Below are 24,618 nucleotides of genomic sequence, written 5' to 3' on the forward strand. Positions count from 1 at the left end.
AAGGTTAAAGTGCGACACCGGTCTCGGCATCAGGGAGTATAGCTCTCAAAAGGTCTGCGGCGAGCCGAGCTTTCACTCCGACGCGCACTGGCGAGCCCGGTGCTGGCAGCAGATCCGGTGATCCCATGAAGTTTGTGACGAACACATTTGCCGGGCGATGGTACATGTCTTCCGGCCCTCCAAACTGCTTCAGGACGCCTTGCTTCAGCAGCACTTCGACGCTTTCGGCCGCAATGGCATGACCGCTGACGGACGCAATGAGTGCGGCCGAGGCCATCATTCTGAAAGACAGGCGCATATGCTCCTCCCAGCCGATCGGTCTGTTAAAGGCAATTGACACCCCCTAATTTGTTTGGATTGAAAACAAACATAATATGATATATGAGTCAAGAGAGTTTGTTGCGAAGGCGAACAATGGTCATTGGATTGACAATTCTGCTGCTGTTTCAGCTCCTTGGGGAGGTCGTCGCCTATTTGACCGGCGGCGTCGTACCCGGTCCGGTCATAGGCATGGCGCTGATTTCTCTGGCGCTCGGCACGCTGCGAACGAAGACAATGGCGAAACTGGTGGCTGCCACGGTCGCGACATCCAAAGGGCTGCTCGCCAATCTGGGTGTGCTCTTCGTTCCTGCAGGGGTAGGGATCGTCCAGCACCTGGACCTGATCGCGTCACGGGGACTTGAGCTTTTGGTGGTGATCCTTGTTTCCACCACCGCGACGCTGATCGTGACCGTTTTCTGCTTCCTGGCGACGAAGCGGCTAATGGGAGGCTCCATCGATGAGTGAGGGGCTCTGGGTGTATCTTGCGGCATCTCCGCTCTTGTGGCTGGCGGGAACGCTGCTTGTCTGGAACATCGCGCTAAGGATCGGGCAAACGCTGCCGTCAAACCCGCTTCTCAACCCCGTCCTGATGTCGGTCAGTGCAATAGTGGGGCTCCTCATGATGTTCCACATCAGCTACGACCGGTATTTCGCCGGTGCCCAGTTCATACACTTCCTCCTCGGGCCGGCGACCGTTGCTCTCGGAATCCCGCTTTATGAGAAGCTGTCGCTTGTCCGAGCCAATCTCCTGCCAATGATCGTGGCACTCATCTTCGGCAGCCTGACGGCCGTGGCCACCACGCTTTACATGGGGCGGCTGTTCGGCTTCGAGCCGACGATCGTGGCTTCGATCGCTCCGAAATCGGTGACGGCCGCAGTCGCGATGGCGATTTCTTCCGGACTGCACGGCGATCCGGCACTGACGGCGGCCGTCGTCATCCTCACAGGCATATGCGGCGCTATCATCGTCACGCCATTGATGAACATCATGCGGGTCCGCGACTATAGTGCGCGCGGTTTTGCTGTCGGACTTGCCTCGCACGGCATCGGCACGGCACGCGCCTATGCCGTAGATCCTGTGGCCGGGCTGTTTTCCGGCCTTGCCATGGGCTTGAATGCAATCGCTACATCCCTGATTGTGCATTTCTTTCTGTGAGTCTTTTCGATCGGGAAACCTCCTATGACCATGCCGCGCACCGTAAGGCACATAAACGAGGTCCGGGCGCTGGATGTGGTGTTTCGGCATGGCAGGATCAGCCGGGCGAATATCGCCAAGGAGCTCAATATGGTCCGCTCGACGGCGAGCAGTATCGTGGCGAGCCTTACGGACGAGGGCCTGCTTGTCGAAGACGAGTCAGAGGATGACAAGAGTGCCGGAACAGGTCGCCCGGGAACGTTCGTTCGCATCAATGCCAACTATGGAATGTTCATCGGTGCCGATATCGGCGTCGGTCGCATGAACGTTGTTGCCCTTGACATGGAGGCCTCGGTCATCGCGCAAGCGAAGGCCGAGCTCGATCTTGCCAATGCCGACCCCGACCGCGTGGTGCAGCAGCTTGTCCGTGCCGTTGCGGAGATAACCGAAAATGTCGGAAGGAACTACCGCATTCGCGGCCTTTGCCTGACCGCGCCGGGCGTCATCGACAGGTCAGGCACGATTCTGCGCGCGCCAATCCTTGGATGGCGGCAGGAGCCAATCCTGGAAAGGCTGCAGCAGAGGCTGCCCGGCATACCGCAGCTTGTTGCAGAGAACGATGCGAATGCTTTTGCGATTGCAGAAATGTACCAGTCCAAGGAAGAAGGCGTCGATACGGAGATCTACATCTATCTCGATGCAGGCGTCGGGGGGGCGATCGTCAATTCCGGCCAATTGCTTCGGGGCCAGGACGGGTATGCCGGCGAGCTCGGACACATTATTCTTGGCGATGAAGGCTTTGTTGAGCTTGCAACCATTTCCGGCTCGTTTGAAAGCTTCATCGGGAGAGAGGCAGTCCTTGCTCGCTATCGGTTCCACGGGGGCTCGGCGGGCGACATTACGGCCTTCATTCAGGCTGCGAAGCGGCAAGAGCAGGCTGCGCTGTCGACGCTGAAAGACTGGTCGTTCTATCTGGCCCGCGGAATGGCGACGCTCACCAGCATTTTTAATCCGGCAAGGATCGTGCTCGGTGGTCCGGTTGCGGAACTTTTCGATCTCTGTCGCCAGGAGACCTTGCAGAAGGTCGGTCGGAACCTGCTCGACGACCATCCGATTCCCGAAATAAAGCTCTCCTCGCTTGGCCCGGAGGGGCCGGCGATCGGGGGCGCGTCCATGTTGCACAAGCAGATGCTCTCAGTTGACGAAAGCCTCGTCTATCGCCGGGCGAAAACGGAACCCGCCCGGTAGGTCTTATCAGAGCTGCGACAGGCCCAGTCCGCCATCGACGATCCTCGGACGGATGCGTTCGTAGTTTGAGATTTGGCGATGACTGCCGGCTAGCCGATGTTTGTGGGTTTCGGCAACGACGACGACCTGGCAACCGGCAGCGGCCGCGGCAGTAATTCCCGCCTCCGCGTCTTCGAAAACCAGGCAACGGGCTGGATCGACCGAAAGCCGCTCGGCTGCAAGGAGGAAGCAATCCGGCGCTGGCTTGCCGCAACTGACGTCCTCGGCAGTAACGATCGTCGCCGGCATAGGCAGTCCCGCGACCTCGATCCTTCTTCTTGCGAGCACCGCCGGGGCCGAGGTTACCACCGCCCAGCGGCTGGGAGGAATCTGGCGGAGAAAGCGCGATGCCCCGCTGATGGGAACCACGCCTCTCACCGCATCGATTTCGGCCTTTGTGATTGCAGCGGCCTCCGCCTCCGCATCGACCCCGGGAAGGCCGAGCGAAGAAATCGTTTCGGCTGCGCGGCGCCCATGGATTGTCGGAAGAAACACTTCCGGATTGAGCCCGAACTTCCACGCCCAGGCACCCCAAACACGCTCAGCGACGGCTATCGAATTCAGGATTGTGCCGTCCATGTCGAATAGGAAGGCGTCGAAGGTTGACGTAAAAAGCTCGGGCATATCTCTCTCCTTCTGTCTCCAGGTGATCGCGTGGCGCGCCCTGCTCAGGTTGGAGGAATGACGCCCTTGCGCAGGATGACGCTGCCAAAGAAGCGTCGTTCACCTGTCACCACGACGGTGTGGGCGGCGCGGACGCGATCCTTGAAGTCATCGGGGTGGACAGCCGTCAGTTCGACCGGCTTCCCTTGAGTCCTTCGAAGTGTCGCGCCGTAGTCCTCGAAGACGGGCAGGATTTTGACCGGATCGTTTTCGGCGATCATTCGCCACGCCACGTGCGGCTCCTGCTCCTCCAGAGGGAATACTCCGAGAATGGCGTCGAGGGCTCGTGGGCCGGACACGCCGTCGAGGCGGACGAGGCGATTGTCGCCGGCATCGCACGGGAAGTTCGCATCGACGACGGCAATATCATGACGATGGCCCATAGCGCGAAGGGCGTAAAGGAGTTCGGGGGAAAGGATGGGGTCGACCAATTTCAGCAAAGTTTCCTCCTCTAGCTGGACATTTGCGTTTGTATTATACAAATACAAATTCGCTGTCAAACGGGTTTGACGGCGAGAGCGAAATCAGACCGTCGGCAACTCGGGAAGATCGAAAAGGTTCTCGCGCAACAATGCGGCCGCGCCGATCGCTGCGCCGTCGCCACCGAATCGTGCGACCGATATCGGAGGAACCTGGAAACCGTGGACAAGGTTGTCAGCTACCAGTTTCTCCACGCGCTGGGAGACCCGCGGATAGAGCACGGCGAGGGGGCCGCCAAGAACGATCGTCCTGGGGTCAAGGATATGGATCAGGTTAAGGAAACCCGTTGCTAGAGCCAGCGCCCATTCGTCAAGCGCCTTTTCGAAATCCGGGGGGCTGTCGAGCATTGCCAGCTTTGCGAGGCCCTCCGGAATGGGAAAGCGCTCATCGATGAAAGGCAGGAATTTCTGATAGCCCGCAAGAATTTCGAACGTATGCGTCGCCGCCATCCCAGGTTGGGCGCCCATCACCATGTGGCCGACTTCACCTCCCAGGCCATGTGCGCCTTCGACGACGCGGCCCTGTCGCAGGTGGGCGCTGCCGATACCCTGAGCGAGGAGGAGCAGAAGGACATCGCTCAGGTCGCCCTCGGCGGCATCGGCGGCAACGGCGCTCGCGAGCGCGACGGCGTCGTTGCAGATGTGGATCTTCAGCGAGGGCCGCATAGCGCTAGACAGGGCCGCCACAGCGTCCACGTCATGCCAGTTCAGCCACGGCGCCGAGATTATTCTGCCGCCGCGCACGATGCCTGGAACAGAAATACAGACGCCTCGCACGCGGGACGCGCGCACCTTGGACATCTCGATAAGCTCGCCGGGCAAGGCGGCGATAAGTTCGATCACGCGCTCAGGCTCGGTATAGCGGTCGGCGATCGACACAGTCCTCTTTGCGATCACGTGCATCGAGAAGTCGATGAGCACCGCATTTATCTCTGCCGAGGATATATCAAGGCCAATGAAGTAGGCGCCGGCGGGGTTGAGCGAGACTAGCGCACCGGGCCGCCCAGCACCGTTCGCCTCGGCACTTTCGTTAAGGTCGATGACGAGTTTTTCGGTGAGGAGTTGCTTGATCGAATTGCCGACCGTTGCCCGCGTAACGTTCAATTCGCGGGCGATATCGGCGCGCGATAGGGCCACGTCCCTGCGCAGGACACGCAGGCAGCGCACCGCATTCATGTGTCGCAAGACACTGTTCGTCGTCAATATTCCTCCCAGGCACAGCTAGTGCCGGTCAGGAGCTGTTGCGAAATACTGGTCGCCGTGTCGAATCGCTGCCGACAGCGCCTCCCGACGCAGTACCAGATGCCCGGCTGCAAGCAAAGGTTCGCATCAATTGTGGTGTCACGCGACTGACCATCCGCCGTCGACGAGTAGATTTGCTCCGGTGACGAGTGCTGCTGCGGGCGAGGCGAGATAGACCACGGCGCCGACAATATCGTCGGTGTCACCGATCCGGCCCAGCGGGATATGGCCGACTGTGCGGTTGTAGAAGTCGGGATCAGCAAGTGCGGGCCGGGTCGAATCCGTCCAGACGAAAGTCGGAGCCACTGTGTTGACGGTGACGCCGTACTGCGCCCACTCTGCTGCCAGACAGCGGCTCAGGTGATTGATCGCTGCCTTGCTCATGCAGTAGATGGCCTCGCCACGCAGCGTAACCGTTCCGGCCTGCGAGCTGATGTTGATGATGCGGCCGGCCTTCCTCTCGATCATGTGACGCGCGACGGCCTGCGTTACGAGGAACGTGCCCTTGATATTGACGTCAAGGATCCGGTCGAGATCCTTCTCTTCGACGAGCTCCGCGAGATTGCCAGGGGCCACGCCGACATTGTTGACGAGTACGTCGATCTTGCCGAAGACCTCCAGCGCCCTTGCGACGGCACCCATGATCTGGCTGCTGTCGGAAATGTCCATTTCGACCGCAAGGATTCGCTGTCCGGTCGTCTCCAGTTCCTGCACGAGGCCGGCGGCGGTTTCGACATTCCGTACGCCAACGACAACGTCGGCGCCGGCCGCTGCGCAGGCGAGCGCACAGGCCCTTCCGATGCCGCGCGCGGCTCCGGTGACGAGTGCCACCTTGCCCTCGAGACTGAAATTAGGTGCTTCAATTACCATTTTTCCCCCATTGCATTTTGATTTCGTCGCATCATACCGCGGTGGCTGCAAAGCGCGCGGGTTTTCGTCCAAGGATGATCATTTCGAGGGCGTCGTCCTGTGTGAGGTCCCGCGTCGGGAACGAGCCTACAACACGTCCGGACTTCATCACCGTAATCCGGTCGGAAAGGGTTAAGACATCGTGCATGTCATGGCTTATCAGCAAGATGCCCAGGCCGTGCCTCTTCAATTCATCAATGAGCACGCCGACGTTTTTCGTCTCCTCTGGTCCGAGGGCCGCCGTGGGCTCGTCCATGATCAGAATACGAGCGTTGAAATGCAGCGCCCGGGCAATCGCGACAGCCTGGCGTTGACCGCCCGACATGGACCTCACTGAGGCATCGAGAGATGGAATTCTCAGCCGCATGCGCTCGATCGTCTGTCTCGCGCCATGCTCCATCGCCTCGACATCGAGAAAGCCGAAGCGATCCGTGCGCTCGCGACCAAGAAACAGGTTCGATACCGCGTCGAGATTGTCCGCCAGGGCCAGCGTCTGGTGGATAGTCTCGATGCCGAGCTCCTGTGCATCGTGGGGCGAACGGATATCGACGTTCTTGCCGTCGATGAGGATTTCACCGCCGTCGGCCGGAAAGACACCCGACAACATCTTGATGAAGGTCGATTTGCCGGCGCCGTTGTGGCCGAGCAGGGCGACAACCTCGCCGGGCATGATCGACATACTCACATTTTCCACCGCATGTACGCCGCCAAAGGCCTTGCTGACATTGCGCGCTTCGAGCAACGGGATAGTCATGACGGTCTCCTTTCGCGCCACATCGTATCGATCCAGACGGCAAGCACGAGAACGCCGGCGAGCACCATGCTCTGCAGCGGGCTGGCAATGCCGAGGAGCACCATCGCGCTCTGGAGGCTTTGCATGATCAGCGCGCCGACGCAGCCGCCGAGGATCGTGCCGGCGCCGCCGGCGAGCGAGGTTCCGCCGATGACGGCGGCCGCAATGACATAGAGTTCCATCATCGTGCCCGCGCCGCTGGCGGCGGCGTTCAGCCGAGCCGTGAGCACGATCGAGGCCAGACCGGATAGAAAGCCCATCAGAACGAAGACCTTGAGGACAACGCGCTGCGTATTGATGCCGGTCAGGCGCGCAGCGTGCGGATCGCCTCCGACGGCAAAGACATGGCGGCCGAACCTGTGTCGCCTGGCGAGGACGGTCATCAGAACCGTTACCGCGATCAGGATCAGGACAGGGAAGGCAAGGCCCATGGCTTCGTCGGTTCCGGGCCGCTTGTAGCTGTTCATGACGGCGACGAAGCCGAATGCACCCAGGCACCAGATCGCCGCGGAGAGCAGATCAAAGGCCCGAAGCGGATTGCGGATGCCGAGCTTCTTCTTGCGCTGGTATCTGCGCCGCAGGTTGAAGGCGAGATAGGCCGTGACCGCAAGGGCAGCCGCCCAGCTGAGCGGTCCGCCGAGCACGCCGTTCTGGCCGCCGCCGAGAATCTGGAACGTTTCGTTGAGAGGCGCGATCGTCGTGCCGTCATTGAGTTCGTAGGCCGCATTGCGCAGGAAAAGCAGGCCACCCAGGGTGACGACGAAGGACGGGATGCGGGCATAGGCGACGAGCACTCCCTGGATCAGGCCGATGAGCATGCCTCCGGCCAACATGGCGAGGCTTGCGATCCACCAGGCATGCGTATTGCCTGGAAACCAGACGCTCTGTACGAGCCCGCCAAGGACGCCGAGAAACCCGACTTGCGAACCGACTGAGAGATCGATGTGGCGAGTGACGATCACGAGGATCATTCCCGAGGCCATGATCGCCACTACCGACACCTGAAGAGACAGGTTGAAGAGGTTCCGCGGCGACAAAAATATGCCGCCGGTGAGGACGTTTGCGGAAAGCCAGATCAGGCCGAGAACGATAACCATCGCCAGCAGGCGAGTGTCCCGGCCCCCACCCCCGGCCGCCTGCAGCAGCCGGGGAAGGAACTTCGCGGAAATGGACGCTGGTTGGAAGACAGGTGTCATGACGGGACTCCAGCTGGTTACTCGCAGGCCTTTGGCGGGTTCTTGGTCACGCCGTTGCAGAGAACGTCCTTCGAGATCCAGCCGGACTGGACGACGAGGTCGAGATTGTCACGGGTGATCGCCACGGGATCGAGGATGATCGCCGGTTGTGAAGCGCCGGAGTCCGTCTTTCCGGCCTTCGCGCCGGTCACGGCGTCGATCTTCGCGCCCTTGATGATCTCGACGGCGGCCTTTGCAGCGGTCTGGCCGAGCGCGTTCGCGTCTTTCCAGACGGTCATGGTCTGATCGCCCTTGGCGATACGGTTCAACACATTCTTGTCGCCGTCCTGGCCGGAGATGCCGACCTTGCCGAGCAGATCCTGGCTGGACAGCGCGGCAGCCACGCCATTTGCAATGCTGTCGTTCATGGCGAGCACCGCATCGACCTTGTTGTCGTTCGCGGTCAGCACCTGTTCCATGAGCGCCTGAGCAACGTCGGGCTTCCACTGTTCGACGTTCTGCTGGGCGACGATCTTGATGTCGCCCTTGTCGACCGCTGCCTGAATTGCCTGCATCTGGCCGCTCTTGAAGACCTGCTGGATGGTCTGGGCGGGGTCGCCGTCCATCGCGACCCAGTTGCCCTTCGGCACGGCCTTCAGCAGGGCCTCGCCCATGACGCGGCCGACGGCGACGTTGTCGAAGCTGGTGTAGAGAAGGTCGCCGGTGTCGATCGGCGCATCATAGGCGATGACGGCGATATTGCTTCGCTTTGCCTCGTCGATGACCGGGATGATCGCCTTGGCGTCCTGGGCGACGACGACGAGCACCTTCACGCCGCGTGCGATCAGGCTCTCGATGTCGGCGGCCTGCTTCTGCGGATCGCCCTGGGCGTCGATGCCGACATAGGAAACGCCCGCCTTGTCGAAGACCGATTTCATCGCGGCCTCGTCGATCTTCCAGCGCTCGTCCTGGAAATAGCGCCAGCTGACGCCGACCGTGTCCTGAGCGGCGGCCACGCCGGTCATAAGTGCGACACCCGCGACGGCGCCGGCAAGCATATGCGAAAGCTTCAACATCCCAATCCTCCCTTTGGATGAAGACCGCGCACGAACACTCCTCGTCGGCGCGCGGCGGCGCAACCTCCCGTCGCGCCATTTGTATTTGTTTAAAGCAGATACATATTTATGTCAAGTTTAGTCTGTTCCATGGAAAGTGATCCTTCGTGAGTCGCTCCGACTTACATGGAGACGCCCATGGTCGCCGCGGTGGAAGCTAAGAAGGAACGCATTCCAATCTGGCTGGCGGACACCGCGATGGGCCGCATCGGCAGGCCGGAGGAGGTGGCGCGGTCCTCTTCCTTGCATCCGGAGCGGCAAGCCTTATGACCGGAGCGATCGTCAATGTCGACGCCGGTTTCGCCTGCTGGTGGCCGCAGACAGGCGAGGCGCGGGTTGATCGATCAACATCTCTCGCTTCTGCCGATCGGACATGTACAGAGGCATTTTTCGGTCGAAGGCTGCCAGCCGTCAGGGTCTCGACGTAGGGACTGCGCCACAAGGTGGGTTCTAGCCGATCCAGCTCAGTTGCTGTCTGTTCCTTGGACCTTCCTGAACACCGATTAGTGAGGTGTCTGAATCTTGCAAATTCGCATAGGATGCGTTGGCATTCTGGCCCAGGGAGGAAGTGCCATGACGAAGGGCAAAATTTCGGCAAAGTTGCTGGCGGCAACTATTCTGATGGTCGCATACCAAGGACTTGCTGTTGCGCAGATGCCGCAGCAACAGCCAGATGCGAAGGCCTTCAAACTTGGCAATCTCGATATTGTCGCCCTTCATGACGCTCAGTTTGTCCTACCCAACGACGGCAAGGTATTTGGCCTTGACCATCGCCCAGCCGAAGTCGCGGACTTGCTTAAGGCGGCAGGCGCACCAACCGATACGATCACCCTTAGCGTCGATGCCCTGCTGGTCAAGTCGGACCGGCACCTTGTCCTGATTGATACCGGTGTCGGCGGCGCACTTCAGGGCAGTCTGGCAAAAGCCGGATATCGCGCTGACGCAGTCGACGAAATCCTGATCACCCATTCTCATCCTGATCACGTCGGCGGGCTTGTTTTGGATGGAAAACTCGCTTTTCCGAATGCCACGATCCGCATGTCGGAAGCGGAGTGGTCCTTTGCCAAAGCTAACGAAAAGCTGACCCCCATCGTCAAGGTCATCGAGGATCGTGTTAAGACATTCAAACCTGGTGGCGAGGTCGCTCCCGGCATCACATCCGTGGCCCTGAGTGGTCACACGCCCGGCCACGTCGGCTACCAGATCGTATCGGGGAAGGAGAGGCTGTTCGATATTGGTGACACCGTTCACAGCTCGATCATTTCGCTTGCCGAGCCAGATTGGGGTGTCTCGTTCGATGCCGACAAACCGGAAGCCGAGCAGAACCGTGTCAAGACGCTGAGCACACTCGCCAAGAACAAGGAGAGGATTTTCGCACCGCACTTTCCGTTTCCGGGTGTGGGATATATCTCAGCAGAGGGCGACCACTTCTCATGGACCGCGAATGACAAGGCCGAGTAGTTGACCGCAATGGGCGCAGGCTGAGCAAAAGTTCGGCCAATAGGCGGCAGGCTGCCACAGGAGCGCACCAAGATGGCGGGCGACCTCGCCATGGCAGTCAGGCAGGCCCGCCAAGGTGGCGTCGGACCCATTTCATTTCTTCCGAGGCGGTGCGTCCAAAATGCCGTTTGAAGTCCCGGCTGAACTGGGCCGGGCTTGCATAGCCGACTGAACTGGCGACTTCTGCGATCGTCCTGCCGTGGCGTGCGATCATCAATCTCGCTTCGTGGAGCCGCATCGCCTTCACGTACTGCATCGGGCTGCTACCGGTCAGATCCTTGAAATGGACGTGGTAGGAAGGAACGCTCATTCCCACATCCCTTGCCAAGTCGGCGATCGCGATTTCAGAGCCGTAGTTTTCCCGCAACCATGCCAGGCTCTGGACGACCCTTCCGGCCGTGCCTTTCTGTTGCAGAGCAGCGGTCATTGCTCCGCCTTGCGGGCCAACCAGGACCCGGTAGTGCAGTTCGCGCAGAATACCGGCCCCAAGAACAGCAACTTCGACAGGGCTGCGAACGGCCATCAGCAGGCGCAACAGAACATCCTCGATATCGGCGGCCATCCTGCTCGACACGAGGCCTCGTGGTTTGGCGCTTGCCAGTTTGCCGTGCTTTTCTACTTGCATGGCGATCTCGGCTGCCATCTGCATATCGAACTCGACGTAGACCGCAAGCAATGGCCGTTCCGGACTGGCCGTCGATTCCATTCTGAACGGAACGGGTATCGAGACCGCCAGATAGTGTTCCTCATCATAGAGGTAGATCTCCCCTTCCAGGATGCCTTGCTTGCTCCCCTGCAATACGAACACCGCGCCTGGTTTGTAGAGCACCGGGATGTCGTGAAGCACGGCTTCCGTCCGCAGTATGCGGACGCGATCGAGCGCGGTCGGATTGTATCCGTGACGAGGCGCTAGAACGGAGGCCAGTTCGATCAACTCGCGTCGGCGGGATCGTCCGTTTCCGACAGTCATAGGATTTGACAGCATATTCATAGAATCCGCAATCGATGCGCTGGCCACATCATATTATTTGTCAAACATGACCTCAACAAGGAATGTTTGAACATCATGTCACGAAAGACCTTTTTCATCACCGGAGCGAACTCCGGCTTCGGGCTTGCCATTGCTTCGGCGGCTGTCCAGATGGGCCACACGGTGATTGGTACGGTTCGCTCGGAAGCGTCACGCGCAGCGCTTGCCAAGGCCCTGCCTGCGGTCCAACCGGTTCTCTGCGACGTAACGGAGTTCAACCGCATATCTGATGTCGTTACGCAGGCGGAGGAGCAGCATGGACCGGTTGACGTGCTGATCAACAATGCCGGTTATGGCCACGAGGGAGTGCTGGAGGAGTCGCCGATTGAAGAGATGCGGCGCCAGTTCGACGTGAACGTCTTCGGCGCCGTCGCCATGGCCAAGGCATTTCTTCCGAGGTTTCGCGAGCGACGCCATGGCTTCATCGTCAACGTCACCTCGATGGGAGGAATGATCACCATGCCCGGCATCGCGTATTATTGCGGCAGCAAGTTTGCGCTTCAGGGCATATCGGAAGTGATGCGTTCGGAAATGGCCCCGTTCGGTGTGCATGTGACGACCCTTTGCCCCGGCTCCTTCCGGACGGACTGGGCGGGACGATCGATGATCCGCACGGAGCGATCCATCCCGGACTATGATGCACTTTTTGATCCGATACGCGAGGCACGGCAGGCCGTGAGCGGCAAGCAGCTCGGCAATCCCGCCAAACTGGCAGCGGCTGTTTTAGACTTGGTCGAATCCAATAGTCCGCCGCCGCAGCTTCTACTCGGCAGCGATGCCCTCAAGCACGTGTCGGATAGGATCGTACGCCTGCAGCAGGAAATTGAGGCATGGAAGCCTGTCACGGTCTCGACAGACGGCTGACGGCGCAGGACTTCAACTTTCTGCTTGACGGTCTACCTACTAGAAGGTAGATAAAGCTATGAGCAACCTTTTGACGACTTCCGACGAGATCATTGCCTCCGCGCGAACGCTGATCGTGGGCGGAGGATATAACGGCTTCAGCTATGCCGATATTGCTGGAGTTGTCGGCATCCGCAAGGCAAGCATCCATCACCATTTTCCGAGCAAGGCCGATTTGGTCCGCACGCTTGTAAAGCAATATCGTGAAGATGCCGAGGTGGTCGCGGCGGGTCTGGAGCAGAGTGTACGAGATCCCCTCGAGCTCCTCAAAACCTACGCGGGCCACTGGGCCAAGTGCATTGAGGACGCAAGCAGGCCTTTTTGCGTGTGCGCCATGCTTGCGAGCGAATTGCCAGCCCTGCCGCCGGAAGTCGCAGGGGAGGTAAAGGCTTTTTTCCGCTTCCTCTCGACATGGCTGACCTCGGTCATGGAACGAGGCTCCAAGGAAGGGGCCCTGAGTCTGTCAAGCGAACCTCGCGCAGAGGCTGAGGCATTCATGGCGTCCGTCCACGGAGCAATGCTTTCGGCACGGGCCTATGGGACCCCGGAAGTATTCGCCAGCATTCTGGCGCCTACCCTGGAACGGCTGTCACCGTCAGCCGCCTAGCAAAGTTCCGGAGGGAATAACCACCCGGAGCGATAATTGTGTCATTGAAACTACCAACTAGTAGGATGTTATTCAGATGATCAAGAGCATTTTTCACGCAGTCGTACTAGGCCTCTCCGGCATATCGTCGGCGGCCATGATAACAACACCTGTACATGCCGAGGACAAGAACGCTGAACAGGTTCACGTCCGGGGCAGCATCGTCAACTACAGTGGATCCACTCTGAAGGTGAAGACGCGCGAAGGGGAGACGGTCGATGTCGCCCTCGCCGACGACTGGAAGGTTTCCAGCGTGGCAAATGCTGAGGTGACTGACATCAAGCCTGGCGACTTCGTTGGCATCGCGTCCCTGCCGAAAGAGGGCGGTGGTGATGGTGCGCTTGAAGTGCTCATCTTCCCGCCGGCACTGAAAGGGGCAGGTGAGGGCAGCTACGGTTGGGACCTCAAACCCAACAGCAGCATGACCAATGCTACCGTGGCGGATGCGGTCAAAGGCGTCGACGGCCGGACGGTCACCGTCTCCTATCACGGCAAGGAAAAGAAGATCTCTATTCCGGATGGTACGCCCGTCGTGACTTTTGCTCCGGCGACCAAGGATGATCTCGTTCCTGGTGCCGTCGTCTTCATACCTGCCGAGAAGGCTGCAACCGGCACCATCGCCCATCAGGTCCTTGTCGGAAAGAACGGCGTGGTTCCGCCCATGTGAACCAAGCCGTCGCCGGTCGGCTCGGCCGCCCCACCGGTTCGACCGGCGACTACCAAAGAATGCTGCGTGACTTGCAGCTGATGGATGATTTGGACGGAGGACGCCGTCATGAACGAGAATGCCACCGATGACAACGTTCGATATCCTCGGACGATCTTCATCCGCCGCCACTCCCTTGTGACGCGGCTCACTCACTGGCTGAACGCGCTTTGCTTGAGCTTCCTCCTGTTGAGCGGGCTGCAGATCTTCAACGCCCATCCGGAGCTTTATTGGGGCCACTACGGCGCAGACGGCGACCCTGCTGTCCTGACGATCGGCTCCGAGGGACAAGGAGGCGAGGCACGCGGTTTCGTGCGGGTCGCTGGCCTCCGATTTGCGACGACCGGCGTTCTCGGAGTCTCGGACGTCGAAGGTGAGCGGACGCCGCGGGCTTTCCCGGCCTGGGCTACCATTCCGTCGTTTCAGGATCTCGCGGCCGGGCGCCGCTGGCATTTCTTCTTTGCCTGGCTGTTCGTTGTCAACGGCATCCTCTACCTCGGCTTCAGTGTTCTGACCGGCCACTTCAGGCGAGACCTGGCACCGACAACGGGAGAGCTTTCGCCCCGTCATCTGTGGCACGAGGTGCTGGATCACGCTCGTCTTCGCTTCGCGGAAGGGGAAGCGGCAAAGCGCTATAATGCGCTTCAGAAGCTGGCCTACCTGGTCGTGATTGTTGTTCTGCTGCCGCTCATGGTCCTTACGGGCCTGACCATGTCACCTGGCGTCGACGCTGCCTTTCCTGTGCTGGTGGATGTCTTCGGGGGACGTCAATCCGCCCGAACCATCCACTTCGCCGCCGCATCGTTTCTGGTGCTGTTCGTCGTCATTCACATCGTCATGGTCGTGCTGTCGGGGACCTGGAACAATATCCGCTCGATGATCACCGGCCGCTACGCGATCCAGGAAAAAGGCCCGACATCATGAGCCACATTCTTACCCGCCGCCGCTTCCTGATTGGCAGCACACTTGGCGCCACTGCACTCGCTCTTCCTGGCTGTGACATGCTGGATCAGAACACCGACATCGCCAATGTCCTTCGTTCAGCCGAACGGCTGACAATGAAGGCTCAAAGGTTGCTCCAGGGCAGTCATGCCCTGGCCCGTGAATTTGCCGAGGCGGATATTTCTCCGTCCTTCCGGGTAAACGGTACCAGTGCTCCCGACAGCGACGAATACGCTGAACTTTCGGAAGGCAAGTTCAAGGACTGGAAGCTGAAGATAGACGGTCTGGTGGAGCGCCCTCAGGAGATTTCGCTCGCTGAGCTGAAGGCGCTTCCGGCGCGCACCCAAATCACCCGTCATGACTGCGTCGAGGGCTGGAGCGCCATCGGGAAATGGACCGGTGTCCCGCTCGCGAGCCTTTTGAGCCTGGCCTTCCTCAGGCCCACGGCGCGCTACGTGGTCTTCCATTGTGCCGATGAGCTCGAGAAGACGCTCGACGGAAGCGGTCGTTACTACGAGAGCATCGACCTCATTGACGCGTTCCACCCACAGACGATCCTTGCCTATCAGATGAACGGTCAGGATCTCTCGATTGGTCACGGCGCTCCATTGCGCCTGCGGGTGGAACGGCAACTGGGCTACAAGCAAGCCAAATACATCATGCGCATCGAAGTTGTTGACAGCTTCCGTGGCCTGTGGGGCGGCAATGGCGGTTTTTGGGAAGACCGCGGCTACGAGTGGTACGCGGGCATCTAGTTCGGCTCTCTGCTGCCTTGTCTTTACGAAGTACCCCTCACCAAATCGCCCAGCAGTCGTCCCGAGCCGGTTGCTGCAAGACCAAGATCGCGAACGCAGCTCATGTGGTTCGAGCCCGCTAGCGTCTCCCGGGACGCCACCAGCCCCTGTTCCCGCAAATAAGCCGCAAATCCGTCCGCTTGCTGGTGAAACGGTGGAGTTTCGTCAGCACCCACGGCGACGACAACATTGCAGCTTGCATGGTAGCGGTGCGACATCGGCGTAAACGCAGCGACTTCTTGGTCGGTGATGGCGATCTCACGCGCGAGGAAGGACGACTGTAGTGGCTTCAAATCGTATATGCCGCCGAGAAGCAACGCTGCCGCGACGTCTGGCTTCGCGGCCTCCCGCTGGAACAGGAACGTCGCCAGATGAGCACCGGCAGAGTGGCCGCTTACGGTGAACCGCGACGGATCTCCGCCGTGGCTTGCGATGTTTTCAAGCACCCATTGCTTTGCTCGACGCACCTGGTCGACGAGCACGTCCATTCTCACGCTCGGCATCAGGCTGTAGTCGACAATGACTGCAATGGCTCGAGCGCGAGTGACGGTGTCAGCGACATAGGAATAGTCGCGCTTGGAAAACATCCGCCAATAGCCGCCGTGGATGAACATGTGCACCGGCCGGCCCTTGCGAATTCCTTCCGGAAAGAAGATGTCGAGGGTTTCATTTGGTCCGTCGCCATACGGTACGTCGGCTGCCATGGGCAGCGTGTCTCGTGTATTGGCGCTTGCCTCGACGATCTGCGCAATGATCGCGTCGAAGTCTGCGACATGCCCGCGGATGCGGAAGGGGTCCGTCTCCAAAGTCGCTCCTCCCGGCCTAGAAACTGGTCGCGATGTATTTGGCCTCCATGAATTCGGCAATGCCATGGTGCTGTCCGCCTTCGCGGCCGAGGCCGCTCTGCTTGACGCCGCCGAAAGGTGCTGCCGGATCGGAAACCAACCCTCGGTTCAAGGCGATCATTCCCGCTTCGATCCCGGAGGAAACGCGCAGTCCACGGCCGAGGTCGCGGGTATAGATGTATGCGGCAAGACCATACTCGGTATCGTTGGCCAGGTTGATCGCCTCTTCTTCCGTTTCAAAGCGGTAGAGAGGCGCGACAGGACCAAAGATTTCTTCATGGGCCAGTTCGGAGCTGGCCGGCACGTCGGCAAGAACTGTGGGTGGGTAGAAGAAGCCCCGCTCTGCCAGCGTTTTGCCTCCGCACAGCACGCGAGCGCCTTTGGCCATGGAATCCTCGACAAGGCGATTGATCTTCTCCACGGCTTTCCGGGTGATCATCGGGCCACATTCTGTTTGTGCATCGATCCCAGCTCCAAGCTTCAGCGCCGACATCCTCTTTGCCAGCCCTTCCGCGAAGGCATCATAAATTCGCGACTGGACGTAGAACCGGTTCGCGGCGGTGCAGGCTTCGCCGCCATTGCGCATCTTGGCGATCATGGCCCCGTCAAGCGCTGCATCAAGGTCGGCATCATCGAACACGAGAAAAGGTGCGTTGCCTCCCAGTTCCATCGAGCACGAGATGACATGTTTTGCCGCCTCCGCAAGCAGCAGGCGGCCGACGCCGGTAGAACCTGTGAACGACAGCTTCCTGACGCGAGAGTCCGCCAATACCTCGGCGGTGACAGGACCAGGATTGCTGGTGGTCAGAACGTTGACGACGCCCGGCGGAACGCCCGCTTCCTCATAGATCGCTGCGAGAGCGTAGGCCGTGAGCGGCGTCTCGCTGGCAGGCTTCAGGATCACGGTACAGCCGGCGGCCAATGCAGGTGCGATCTTTCGGGTGGCCATGGCGGCCGGAAAATTCCAGGGCGTGATCAGCAGGCAGATGCCGATCGGCTGATAGTCGACGATGATCCGGTTGGTACCTGCTGGGGCGATACCGAATTCGCCGGTTATGCGTACCGCTTCCTCGGCGTTCCAGCGGAAGAACTCGGCAGCGTAGGCGACCTCGCCGCGTGCATCGCGCAAGGCCTTGCCGTTTTCCATCGATATCAGTCTCGCCAGCATTTCCGAGCGTTCGATCATCAGTTCGAAACAGCGACGCAGGATTTCGGAGCGTCTGCGGGGAGGTGTGGCGCGCCAGGCGGGAGCTGCCGCTGCTGCTGCGTCGATACTCGCGCGGGCGTCCTCGATTGTCGCGTCCGGCACAGCGGCGAGACGAGCACCTGTCGACGGATCAATGACGTCGATCAGAAGTCCAGTGTGGGACTGCCGCCAGGCTCCGTCGATGTAGAGGCCGCGGGCGGCCGCCTGGACGTCGGGCAGTTGATGGTCAGCCTGAGGCGTTTGTTGGGCAATCGTCATGTCATTTCCTCGATGGTCAAATAGCGGAAGCGGCGAGGTCGCCGTCGTAGGCCGCTCTTACGAGACGCTTCATCGCGTCGAGGTCGAACGGCCTGGGGTTATTCTTGATCAATCTGTCGATGCCGAAGGCCTGCTCGGCGGTCCAATCGAGCTTGTCTGCCGACAACCCGAGGTCGGCAAGCGTCGGCGTGATGCCGATCGCGGCAAACAGCCTGCGGATCTCTTCGATGGCAGCCCTGGCCATCTCCTCGGTATCGTGAGCCGCGCTGTCGAGGCCGAGGGCCGAGGCGATCTCCGCCATTTCGACCGCGGAGACAGATCTGTTGTAGTTCATAACGTATGGCATCATCGTCGCGACCCCGAGTCCGTGTGCCGTGTGGGTAAGCGCTCCGGCGGGATACTGAATAGCGTGGGCCGCGGCAGTCCCTGCTGTCCCGAATGCGCAACCGGCAGCCAGCGCGCCCATCATCACGTCAGCGCGCGCATTTTCGTCAGAGCCGTCCTTGCAGGCCTTCTCGAGACTGCGGCCAAGGAGCTTGATGGCGAGCAGGGCAAAGTGGTCTGTCAGCGCGCTCTTGCCGATGAAGACGTGGTTCTGTGCAAGGAGGGGATCGGTCCCACGGCGCGCCGCTGTAAAGGCCTCGATGGCGTGGGTCAGAGCATCGGCACCAGCGACCGCCGTCAGCCCGGGCGGGCAGGTCATCGTAAGGTCCGGGTCACATATCGCCGTGGCGGCGATCAGGTAGGGACTCGAAATTCCCACCTTGAGGGTTCTATCGGAATCGGAAATCACCGCGACCGGGGTGACTTCCGAGCCTGTGCCGGCCGTGGTCGGCACCGCGATCACCGGAAGGGTCGGACCAGGAACCTTGTATTCGCCGTAGTAGTCCTGCAATCGACCTCCGTGACTGAGCAGTAGTGCCGCGCACTTCGCCATATCCAGGCAGCTTCCGCCACCGATGCCGATCACCATCTGGGGCTCGAATGCCCGCGCATCATCGACACAAACCGAGACGGTCTCACTCGGAACGTCTGGTTGGACACCATCATGGATCAGGACGTCGATAGAGGCTGCTTCCAGCGCCTCGACGATTTCAGCGAACACGGGCGTCGCGGCGAACCGCTCGTCGGTACAGATCAACGCGCGTTTGCCCAGCCTCGCCGCAACGATCGGCAAGGCATGGCGTTGGCCTTTGCCGAACAGTATTTCCTGGGGAAGCCGGATGGCGGCGAAGAGGGTCATTAGCCATGTCCTTTGACAAGCGTTTGGCCGGAAAGGGCGTTCGGTTCGTCCCAAAGCCGAGACGCTACTTCGAAGCCATCGGCGAGGGCCCGGTCGCGACATGTCGAAGCGCCAAGCCGTTGAGAGGAATGACCTCTGAGCTCGCCCCAGACGAGCACCTCGGCCTGGAGCGCCGCGTACGCCAGACGCTCATTCTGTTCCTCCAGAAGGGTGATCGCTAACCCCGACGCTTTCTCTTTCGTGACCTTCACATTCACTCCAATATTAAATCCTATATGATATTAGATTGCATATCGCGGAGCATCGTGTTAGCGATTGGTGATGTCAAGAGGCAAAAATATGCAGAACCGGAATACTACGATGCCGAACAATGCTCCCGATGCGAGCGGTTTCATCCAGCGAGCCAACAGCCTGGCGGACAGCGTATACGAAGCCATCTTCGCGCAGTTGATGTCCCTGAAGATTGCGCCGGGATCGCGCATTACGGTTGACAATCTCGTCCGCGAACTGAACGTCTCGCAGACGCCCATTCGCGAGGCGCTCGGTCGGCTCGAGGGCGAGGGGCTCGTCGTCAAGACCCACCTCATCGGTTACAGCGCCGCCCCGCAGATCGGCCGGCGTCGGTTCGACGAACTCTACCAGCTTCGCCTGCTTCTCGAACCTGACAGCGCTGCGCGGGCGGCGATTGCTATGGATGAAGACAAGCTTGCCGCCCTTCGGGAGGCAGCGGGCGTCATGGGGCGCCGCGAGGGTGGCGACGAACGCCTCCGCTACTCGACCTTCGCGAGGCAGGACGCCGTGTTTCATGACAGGATCCTGGAGTTCGCAGGCAATGAGCTTATCCGCGAAACGCTCAATCATCAGCACACTCACTTCCACATCTTCCGCCTGATGTTCCATTCGCGCGTGACCGAGGAAGCGCTGGACGAACATGAGGCGATACTTGCCGCGTTCGCAGCAGGTGACGCGTCGGCGGCCGAGAAGGCAATGCGGGTCCATCTCGAGCATTCGCGTGACCGGCTTCTGCCGGCCTTCGACTAAGGATCGCCGGATGTCCAACGTCGTGAGCATCGAGAGAGCGGGGAGGGCAGCCGTGGCGCAAGTCGACGACAAGTTCCACCATCCGGTTCTCCGTGCCGAAAACCTTTCCAAGCAGTACGGCCCGGTCACGGTCCTTGCCGACGTCACGCTTGACATCCTGCCCGGCGAGATTCACGCGATCATCGGGGAGAACGGCGCCGGCAAGTCGACGTTCATGCGGCTTCTGTCCGGTTATGCCGAACCGACCGAGGGCACGCTGACGATGGGCGGCAGGCAGATCCGTTTCACGAAGCCCGAACAGGCCCAGGACGCAGGGATCGTTCTTGTCCACCAGGAAATCCTGCTCGCCGAGGCGCTGACAGTCGCAGACAACCTGTTTCTCGGTCGCGAACTCATGCGAAACGGCGTCGTCGATGACCGGAGCATGCGACGTCTCGCAGCGGAGAAACTCGCGGAGCTTGGCTGCCTGGTGTCGCCGAATGCGCTCGTGCGCAACATTGCGCTCGCCGACCGCCAGCTCGTGCAGATCGCACGCGCCCTTCTCGACGACTATAAGCTGGTCATCTTCGACGAACCGACCGCCGTCCTCACAGGGGAGGAGGTAGAAAGACTGCTTGCCATTATCCTGCAGTTGAAAGAGCAGGGAGCGGCGGTCCTCTACATCAGCCACCGTCTCGACGAGGTGCAGCGGCTTGCCGACAAGGTGACGGTGCTGCGCGACGGCAAGATGATCGGAACCTACCCCGGCCGGACTCTCAGCCAGATGGATATGGCACGCCTCATGGTCGGCCGCGATCTTGCTGCGCTCTATCCGGAGAAGACCGTCATAGCTCCCGCCGAGGCGATGCTGACGGTCCGAAATCTGTCGGTCCCGGGGTTTGCGAAAGACATCGCCTTTCAGGCCCGCAAGTCGGAGATCCTTGGCTTCGCCGGAATGATTGGCGCTGGCCGCACCGAACTGTTCGAAGGCATCATGGGGTTGAGGCCTGCGACTGGTGAGGTCGAACTCGAAGGCAAGCCGATCAACATCCACTCGCCGCGTGCTGCGCTCGATGCCGGAATTGGCTATCTGACGGAAGATCGAAAGGGAAAGGGCCTCCTGCTCCAGGAGCGGCTCGCGCCAAACCTTACCCTTTCCGCGCTTCAACGGTTTCATCCGGGCCTCCTGATGCGCCGACGCCGCGAACAGAGCGCCCTTACGGAGGCTGTCGATCAGTATGACATTCGACTGAAGAGCTTAAGCGTCAAGGCAGGGCAGCTATCCGGTGGCAATCAACAGAAGCTTCTGCTTGCAAAGGTTCTGCTGACCACGCCATCGGTTGTCGTCATCGACGAGCCGACACGTGGGATCGATATCGCCAACAAGGCGCAGATCTACGCTTTCATTCAGAGGCTGGTGGCGCAGGGGAAGGCATGCATCGTCATATCGTCTGAAATGCAGGAACTGATCGGGATCTGCGATCGAATTCTTGTGATGCGCGAGGGGCGTCTCGCAGGGGAGGTTTCAGGGGATGAAATGACTGAACACAACGTCGCGCTTCTGGCGACGAGCGACGTCGCTCCGGGATGCGGCGAGGGAGGAAACAGATGACTGTCATCACGGGATCGACCCCGGTCAGGCCAGAGCGGGAATGGACTATCGGATGGACGGATATCGGGCCGTTCGTCGCACTCGTTGCCCTGATGGTGATCGGCTTTGCGATCAATCCGGATTTCCTTTCCGCGACAAACCTCGGCAACGTCATCACCCGTAGCGCGTTCATTGCGATCATCGCGGTCGGGGCAACGTTCGTCATCTCGTCCGGTGGCCTTGATCTCTCCGTGGGCTCCATGGCGGCGTTCATCACCGGGATCACGATCATGTTCATGAACCGGATGGCACCGGATTGGGGCGTCTCGGCGATCCCGGCCGGGATGGTGGTGGCGATTGCCGTGGGCCTCCTCTGCGGATTGATGAACGGCCTTATTGTGACTGTCGGCAAGATCGAGCCGTTCATTGCGACGCTCGGAACCATGGGCATCTTCAGGGCACTGATCACGTACATGTCCGACGGCGGCACGATCCCGATCGATCGCAGCCTGCGCGATGCCTACCGCCCTGTGTATTTCGGTACTGTCGCGGGTATCCCGTTGCCGATCCTGATCTCGATTGCCGTTGCTGTCGTCGCCTCGTTCATTCTCTACAAGATGAAGTTTGGCCGCAAATGCGCGGCAGTCGGTGCCAACGAGGACGTTGCCCGCTATTCCGGCATCTCGATCATCAAGACCCGTACGATTGCCTACGCCATCCAGGGTGTCTGCGTTGCGATCGCCGCAATCTGCTACGTGCCTCGTCTTGGCGCGGCCACTCCGACGACTGGCGTTCTCTGGGAGCTCCAAGTCATCACGGCTGTCGTCATCGGCGGCACCGCCTTGCGCGGCGGCAAGGGCCATGTCTGGGGCACCGTTGCAGGTGCGGTCATCCTTGAACTGATCGCCAACCTGATGGTGCTGTCCGACTTCGTATCCGAGTACCTGGTGGCGGGCGTCCAGGGCGTCATCATCATCATCGCAATGCTCATTCAGAGGTTTTCGAAATAATCCGCGTCCGGACCGCGCGGTGATTGAAATTTGTCGGTCCAATTCTGGGAGGAATGAATGTTGAAGAGGAAATGGGTTGCGGCACTCGCCGTAAGCACGGTGCTGCTCGCGGGTCATGCATTCGGCGCCGATAAGAAAGTGGTGGCCGTTTCGATCCCGGCTGCCGACCACGGTTGGACGGCAGGCATCGTCTATCACGCGCAGGCCGCAGCAAAGGAAATCAATGCCGCGTTTCCGGACGTCGAGGTGGTGGTGAAGACCTCGCCTTCGGCTACGGCGCAGGTGAGCGCGCTCGAGGATCTGTCGGCTGGACGCAAACTCGATGCACTGGTGATCCTGCCGTACACGTCCGAGGAACTGACGACCCCGGTCAAGGCAGTCAAGGATGCGGGAACCTTCATCACCGTAGTCGACCGCGGCCTGAATGACCCGACTATCCAGGACCTTTACCTGGCGGGCGACAACATTGCTGTCGGACGCAACACGGCGAAGTTCATGATCGACAAGCTGGGCGGCAAGGGCAACCTCGTCGTGTTGCGCGGAATTCCCACGGTGATCGATGACGAGCGCATTCAGGGCTTCCAGGACGCGATCAAGGGTACCGACCTCAAGGTTCTCGACATCCAGTACGCGAACTGGAACAGTGACGAAGCCTTCAAGCTGATGCAGGATTATCTTGCCAAGTATCCGCAAATCGATGCCGTCTGGGCAAACGACGACGATATGCTGCTCGGCGTGCTTGAAGCGGTCAAGGAATCTGGCCGTAAGGATATCAAGCTGGCACTGGGCGGCAACGGCATGAAGGACATCGTCAAGAAGGTCATCGACGGCGACGCCATGACCCCGGTCGAAACGCCTTATCCCCCGGCCATGATCAAGACGGCGATCTATATGACTGTCGCCAACCTTGTTGGCCAGGCTCCCATCAGAGGCAACGTCAAGCTTGACGCGCCACTCATCACGCAGGCGAATGCCAAGGAATATTATTTCCCGGATTCGCCGTTCTGATCACCGAAACGGGGGTGGCAACGAGCCACCCCCAGCATGAACCAGGAGGAGTAAATCATGCCAGGCAAGAAGATACTGATGCTCACCGGTGAGTTCACCGAAGAATACGAAATTTACGTCTTCCAGCAAGCGATGGAAGCAGTCGGCCATACGGTCCATGTCGTCTGCCCCGACAAGAAAGCCGGAGACCTCATCAAGACGTCGCTGCACGATTTCGAAGGCGATCAAACCTATACCGAGAAGCTCGGGCACTTGTTCACAATCAACAAGACATTCTCTCAAGCCGAAGCCCAGCTTGACCAATATCATGCCGTCTACGCGGCAGGCGGTCGCGGCCCCGAATACATCCGCACCGACAAGCGGGTGCAGGCCATCGTCAGGCACTTCCACGAGAAGCAGAAGCCGATCTTCACGATCTGCCATGGCGTCCAGATTCTAATCGCGGTCGACGGCGTTGTGCGTGGGAAGAAAGTCGGCGCGCTCGGCGCTTGCGAGCCGGAGGTGACACTTGCAGGCGGTACCTACGTCGACCTTTCGCCGACCGAAGCCTACGTTGATGGCACGATGGTATCCGCAAAGGGATGGACGGCGCTCGCAGCCTTTATCCGCGAATGCCTAAAAGTGCTGGGTACCGAAATCCACCACAGCAAAGACGTCGCAGAGGCTGCTTGATCCGTCTCGGGATTAGTGCCTGGTTTGATAGAAGTCATCTACCGTCGAAACGGGTTGGCCGTCCAAAATGGGCGGCCTTTCTGTGTCACTGAAAACCAGAAAGCGATGTCTAAGTAACCCCGAC

General features: G+C 60.0%; 27 protein-coding genes and 1 pseudogene. 16 read left to right on the forward strand and 12 right to left on the reverse strand.

The window, feature by feature from the left end; translation table 11 throughout:
- Positions 1–4: 4 nt before the first annotated feature.
- Entirely contained in the window at positions 5–298 is a 294-nt protein-coding gene (locus EV286_RS29165) for a hypothetical protein (RefSeq protein WP_132960756.1), read from the reverse strand.
- 116 nt (positions 299–414) lie between these two features.
- Here EV286_RS29165 and EV286_RS29170 point away from each other — a divergent pair, with 116 nt between their 5' ends.
- The 3 genes from EV286_RS29170 to EV286_RS29180 are packed head-to-tail and all read left to right on the forward strand — an operon-like array spanning position 415 to position 2,704.
- Positions 415–786 (forward strand): CidA/LrgA family protein, encoded by a 372-nt coding sequence (locus tag EV286_RS29170; protein ID WP_132960757.1) that lies wholly within the window; start codon positions 415–417, stop codon positions 784–786.
- The gene (locus EV286_RS29175) at positions 779–1,477 is read left to right on the forward strand and encodes an LrgB family protein (protein WP_132960758.1); all 699 of its coding nucleotides are present in this window, start codon (positions 779–781) and stop codon (positions 1,475–1,477) included. The genes EV286_RS29170 and EV286_RS29175 overlap by 8 nt, the downstream gene beginning before the upstream one ends.
- Positions 1,478–1,501: 24 nt before the next feature.
- Entirely contained in the window at positions 1,502–2,704 is a 1,203-nt protein-coding gene (locus EV286_RS29180; RefSeq protein WP_132960759.1) for an ROK family transcriptional regulator, read from the forward strand.
- A gap of 6 nt (positions 2,705–2,710) precedes the next feature.
- On the opposite strand, the gene EV286_RS29185 is transcribed toward EV286_RS29180, so the two are convergent.
- From EV286_RS29185 to EV286_RS29215, 7 genes are all read right to left on the reverse strand, one after another.
- The gene (locus tag EV286_RS29185; protein ID WP_132960760.1) at positions 2,711–3,367 is read right to left on the reverse strand and encodes an HAD-IA family hydrolase; all 657 of its coding nucleotides are present in this window, start codon (positions 3,365–3,367) and stop codon (positions 2,711–2,713) included.
- 44 nt (positions 3,368–3,411) lie between these two features.
- Positions 3,412–3,846 (reverse strand): RbsD/FucU domain-containing protein, encoded by a 435-nt coding sequence (locus tag EV286_RS29190; RefSeq protein ID WP_132960761.1) that lies wholly within the window; start codon positions 3,844–3,846, stop codon positions 3,412–3,414.
- An 84-nt stretch (positions 3,847–3,930) separates the two neighbouring features.
- On the reverse strand, positions 3,931–5,088 hold the full coding sequence (locus tag EV286_RS29195; RefSeq protein WP_132960762.1) for an ROK family transcriptional regulator: 1,158 nt from the start codon (positions 5,086–5,088) through the stop codon (positions 3,931–3,933).
- A gap of 138 nt (positions 5,089–5,226) precedes the next feature.
- On the reverse strand, positions 5,227–5,997 hold the full coding sequence (locus EV286_RS29200) for a glucose 1-dehydrogenase (protein WP_132960763.1): 771 nt from the start codon (positions 5,995–5,997) through the stop codon (positions 5,227–5,229).
- 31 nt (positions 5,998–6,028) lie between these two features.
- Positions 6,029–6,790: an ATP-binding cassette domain-containing protein gene (locus EV286_RS29205; protein WP_132960764.1), complete on the reverse strand. Its 762-nt coding sequence runs from the start codon at positions 6,788–6,790 to the stop codon at positions 6,029–6,031.
- Positions 6,787–8,025 (reverse strand): sugar ABC transporter permease, encoded by a 1,239-nt coding sequence (locus EV286_RS29210; protein WP_132960765.1) that lies wholly within the window; start codon positions 8,023–8,025, stop codon positions 6,787–6,789. The genes EV286_RS29205 and EV286_RS29210 overlap by 4 nt, the downstream gene beginning before the upstream one ends.
- Before the next feature lie 17 nt (positions 8,026–8,042).
- On the reverse strand, positions 8,043–9,080 hold the full coding sequence (locus EV286_RS29215; RefSeq protein ID WP_132960766.1) for a substrate-binding domain-containing protein: 1,038 nt from the start codon (positions 9,078–9,080) through the stop codon (positions 8,043–8,045).
- Positions 9,081–9,224: 144 nt separating this feature from the next.
- Here EV286_RS29215 and EV286_RS29220 point away from each other — a divergent pair.
- Positions 9,225–9,430 (forward strand): annotated as a pseudogene (locus tag EV286_RS29220) (SDR family oxidoreductase); the annotation flags it as partial.
- Between the two features lie 262 nt (positions 9,431–9,692).
- On the forward strand, positions 9,693–10,580 hold the full coding sequence (locus EV286_RS29225) for an MBL fold metallo-hydrolase (RefSeq protein ID WP_132960767.1): 888 nt from the start codon (positions 9,693–9,695) through the stop codon (positions 10,578–10,580).
- A 97-nt stretch (positions 10,581–10,677) separates the two neighbouring features.
- Here EV286_RS29225 and EV286_RS29230 read toward each other — a convergent pair whose 3' ends face one another.
- Positions 10,678–11,604, reverse strand: coding sequence for an AraC family transcriptional regulator (locus EV286_RS29230; protein WP_132960852.1), 927 nt, complete (start codon positions 11,602–11,604; stop codon positions 10,678–10,680).
- Between the two features lie 81 nt (positions 11,605–11,685).
- On the opposite strand from EV286_RS29230, the gene EV286_RS29235 reads away from it, so the two are divergent.
- From EV286_RS29235 to EV286_RS29255, 5 genes are all read left to right on the forward strand, one after another.
- Positions 11,686–12,513: an oxidoreductase gene (locus EV286_RS29235; RefSeq protein WP_132960768.1), complete on the forward strand. Its 828-nt coding sequence runs from the start codon at positions 11,686–11,688 to the stop codon at positions 12,511–12,513.
- Positions 12,514–12,571: 58 nt separating this feature from the next.
- Entirely contained in the window at positions 12,572–13,159 is a 588-nt protein-coding gene (locus EV286_RS29240) for a TetR/AcrR family transcriptional regulator (protein ID WP_132960769.1), read from the forward strand.
- 76 nt (positions 13,160–13,235) lie between these two features.
- Positions 13,236–13,865: a hypothetical protein gene (locus EV286_RS29245; RefSeq protein ID WP_132960770.1), complete on the forward strand. Its 630-nt coding sequence runs from the start codon at positions 13,236–13,238 to the stop codon at positions 13,863–13,865.
- A 108-nt stretch (positions 13,866–13,973) separates the two neighbouring features.
- Complete coding sequence (locus EV286_RS29250) at positions 13,974–14,828, forward strand: cytochrome b/b6 domain-containing protein (protein ID WP_132960771.1); 855 nt, start codon at positions 13,974–13,976, stop codon at positions 14,826–14,828.
- Positions 14,825–15,601 carry a molybdopterin-binding protein gene (locus EV286_RS29255; RefSeq protein ID WP_132960772.1) on the forward strand — a complete coding sequence of 259 codons (777 nt, stop codon included), beginning with the start codon at positions 14,825–14,827 and terminating at the stop codon, positions 15,599–15,601. Before EV286_RS29250 ends, EV286_RS29255 begins: the two co-directional genes overlap by 4 nt.
- Positions 15,602–15,624: 23 nt before the next feature.
- Here EV286_RS29255 and EV286_RS29260 read toward each other — a convergent pair whose 3' ends face one another.
- The 3 genes from EV286_RS29260 to EV286_RS29270 are packed head-to-tail and all read right to left on the reverse strand — an operon-like array spanning position 15,625 to position 19,193.
- Positions 15,625–16,446, reverse strand: a complete 822-nt coding sequence (locus EV286_RS29260; protein ID WP_132960773.1) for an alpha/beta hydrolase — start codon at positions 16,444–16,446, stop codon at positions 15,625–15,627.
- A 16-nt stretch (positions 16,447–16,462) separates the two neighbouring features.
- Positions 16,463–17,950 (reverse strand): NAD-dependent succinate-semialdehyde dehydrogenase, encoded by a 1,488-nt coding sequence (locus tag EV286_RS29265; protein ID WP_132960774.1) that lies wholly within the window; start codon positions 17,948–17,950, stop codon positions 16,463–16,465.
- A 16-nt stretch (positions 17,951–17,966) separates the two neighbouring features.
- Positions 17,967–19,193 (reverse strand): iron-containing alcohol dehydrogenase, encoded by a 1,227-nt coding sequence (locus EV286_RS29270; protein WP_132960775.1) that lies wholly within the window; start codon positions 19,191–19,193, stop codon positions 17,967–17,969.
- A 5-nt stretch (positions 19,194–19,198) separates the two neighbouring features.
- Here EV286_RS29270 and EV286_RS29275 point away from each other — a divergent pair, with 5 nt between their 5' ends.
- The 6 genes from EV286_RS29275 (at position 19,199) to EV286_RS29300 (ending at position 24,494) form a co-directional block, all read left to right on the forward strand.
- On the forward strand, positions 19,199–19,414 hold the full coding sequence (locus EV286_RS29275) for a hypothetical protein (protein ID WP_132960776.1): 216 nt from the start codon (positions 19,199–19,201) through the stop codon (positions 19,412–19,414).
- A 139-nt stretch (positions 19,415–19,553) separates the two neighbouring features.
- A complete protein-coding gene (locus EV286_RS29280; RefSeq protein ID WP_165932980.1) occupies positions 19,554–20,234 on the forward strand; it encodes a GntR family transcriptional regulator in 681 nt (226 codons plus the stop codon).
- A gap of 10 nt (positions 20,235–20,244) precedes the next feature.
- A complete protein-coding gene (locus EV286_RS29285; RefSeq protein WP_132960778.1) occupies positions 20,245–21,825 on the forward strand; it encodes a sugar ABC transporter ATP-binding protein in 1,581 nt (526 codons plus the stop codon).
- Positions 21,822–22,814 (forward strand): ABC transporter permease, encoded by a 993-nt coding sequence (locus EV286_RS29290; protein WP_132960779.1) that lies wholly within the window; start codon positions 21,822–21,824, stop codon positions 22,812–22,814. Before EV286_RS29285 ends, EV286_RS29290 begins: the two co-directional genes overlap by 4 nt.
- 57 nt (positions 22,815–22,871) lie before the next feature.
- The gene (locus tag EV286_RS29295; protein WP_132960780.1) at positions 22,872–23,822 is read left to right on the forward strand and encodes a substrate-binding domain-containing protein; all 951 of its coding nucleotides are present in this window, start codon (positions 22,872–22,874) and stop codon (positions 23,820–23,822) included.
- A 57-nt stretch (positions 23,823–23,879) separates the two neighbouring features.
- Positions 23,880–24,494, forward strand: coding sequence for a DJ-1/PfpI family protein (locus EV286_RS29300; protein ID WP_132960781.1), 615 nt, complete (start codon positions 23,880–23,882; stop codon positions 24,492–24,494).
- Positions 24,495–24,618: the final 124 nt, after the last annotated feature.

It is taken from the genome of Rhizobium sp. BK251 (genome assembly GCF_004345245.1).
GTDB lineage: Bacteria > Pseudomonadota > Alphaproteobacteria > Rhizobiales > Rhizobiaceae > Rhizobium.

Bases quoted from the DNA above. Each gene is read 5' to 3' on its own strand.
- EV286_RS29165 (WP_132960756.1), bottom strand. From the start codon at position 298: ATGCGCCTGTCTTTCAGAATGATGGCCTCGGCCGCACTCATTGCGTCC.
- EV286_RS29170 (WP_132960757.1), top strand. From the start codon at position 415: ATGGTCATTGGATTGACAATTCTGCTGCTGTTTCAGCTCCTTGGGGAG.
- EV286_RS29175 (WP_132960758.1), top strand. From the start codon at position 779: ATGAGTGAGGGGCTCTGGGTGTATCTTGCGGCATCTCCGCTCTTGTGG.
- EV286_RS29180 (WP_132960759.1), top strand. From the start codon at position 1,502: ATGACCATGCCGCGCACCGTAAGGCACATAAACGAGGTCCGGGCGCTG.
- EV286_RS29185 (WP_132960760.1), bottom strand. From the start codon at position 3,367: ATGCCCGAGCTTTTTACGTCAACCTTCGACGCCTTCCTATTCGACATG.
- EV286_RS29200 (WP_132960763.1), bottom strand. From the start codon at position 5,997: ATGGTAATTGAAGCACCTAATTTCAGTCTCGAGGGCAAGGTGGCACTC.
- EV286_RS29205 (WP_132960764.1), bottom strand. From the start codon at position 6,790: ATGACTATCCCGTTGCTCGAAGCGCGCAATGTCAGCAAGGCCTTTGGC.
- EV286_RS29210 (WP_132960765.1), bottom strand. From the start codon at position 8,025: ATGACACCTGTCTTCCAACCAGCGTCCATTTCCGCGAAGTTCCTTCCC.
- EV286_RS29215 (WP_132960766.1), bottom strand. From the start codon at position 9,080: ATGTTGAAGCTTTCGCATATGCTTGCCGGCGCCGTCGCGGGTGTCGCA.
- EV286_RS29225 (WP_132960767.1), top strand. From the start codon at position 9,693: ATGACGAAGGGCAAAATTTCGGCAAAGTTGCTGGCGGCAACTATTCTG.
- EV286_RS29230 (WP_132960852.1), bottom strand. From the start codon at position 11,604: ATGCTGTCAAATCCTATGACTGTCGGAAACGGACGATCCCGCCGACGC.
- EV286_RS29235 (WP_132960768.1), top strand. From the start codon at position 11,686: ATGTCACGAAAGACCTTTTTCATCACCGGAGCGAACTCCGGCTTCGGG.
- EV286_RS29240 (WP_132960769.1), top strand. From the start codon at position 12,572: ATGAGCAACCTTTTGACGACTTCCGACGAGATCATTGCCTCCGCGCGA.
- EV286_RS29245 (WP_132960770.1), top strand. From the start codon at position 13,236: ATGATCAAGAGCATTTTTCACGCAGTCGTACTAGGCCTCTCCGGCATA.
- EV286_RS29250 (WP_132960771.1), top strand. From the start codon at position 13,974: ATGAACGAGAATGCCACCGATGACAACGTTCGATATCCTCGGACGATC.
- EV286_RS29255 (WP_132960772.1), top strand. From the start codon at position 14,825: ATGAGCCACATTCTTACCCGCCGCCGCTTCCTGATTGGCAGCACACTT.
- EV286_RS29265 (WP_132960774.1), bottom strand. From the start codon at position 17,950: ATGACGATTGCCCAACAAACGCCTCAGGCTGACCATCAACTGCCCGAC.
- EV286_RS29270 (WP_132960775.1), bottom strand. From the start codon at position 19,193: ATGACCCTCTTCGCCGCCATCCGGCTTCCCCAGGAAATACTGTTCGGC.
- EV286_RS29275 (WP_132960776.1), top strand. From the start codon at position 19,199: ATGTCCTTTGACAAGCGTTTGGCCGGAAAGGGCGTTCGGTTCGTCCCA.
- EV286_RS29280 (WP_165932980.1), top strand. From the start codon at position 19,554: ATGCCGAACAATGCTCCCGATGCGAGCGGTTTCATCCAGCGAGCCAAC.
- EV286_RS29285 (WP_132960778.1), top strand. From the start codon at position 20,245: ATGTCCAACGTCGTGAGCATCGAGAGAGCGGGGAGGGCAGCCGTGGCG.
- EV286_RS29290 (WP_132960779.1), top strand. From the start codon at position 21,822: ATGACTGTCATCACGGGATCGACCCCGGTCAGGCCAGAGCGGGAATGG.
- EV286_RS29295 (WP_132960780.1), top strand. From the start codon at position 22,872: ATGTTGAAGAGGAAATGGGTTGCGGCACTCGCCGTAAGCACGGTGCTG.
- EV286_RS29300 (WP_132960781.1), top strand. From the start codon at position 23,880: ATGCCAGGCAAGAAGATACTGATGCTCACCGGTGAGTTCACCGAAGAA.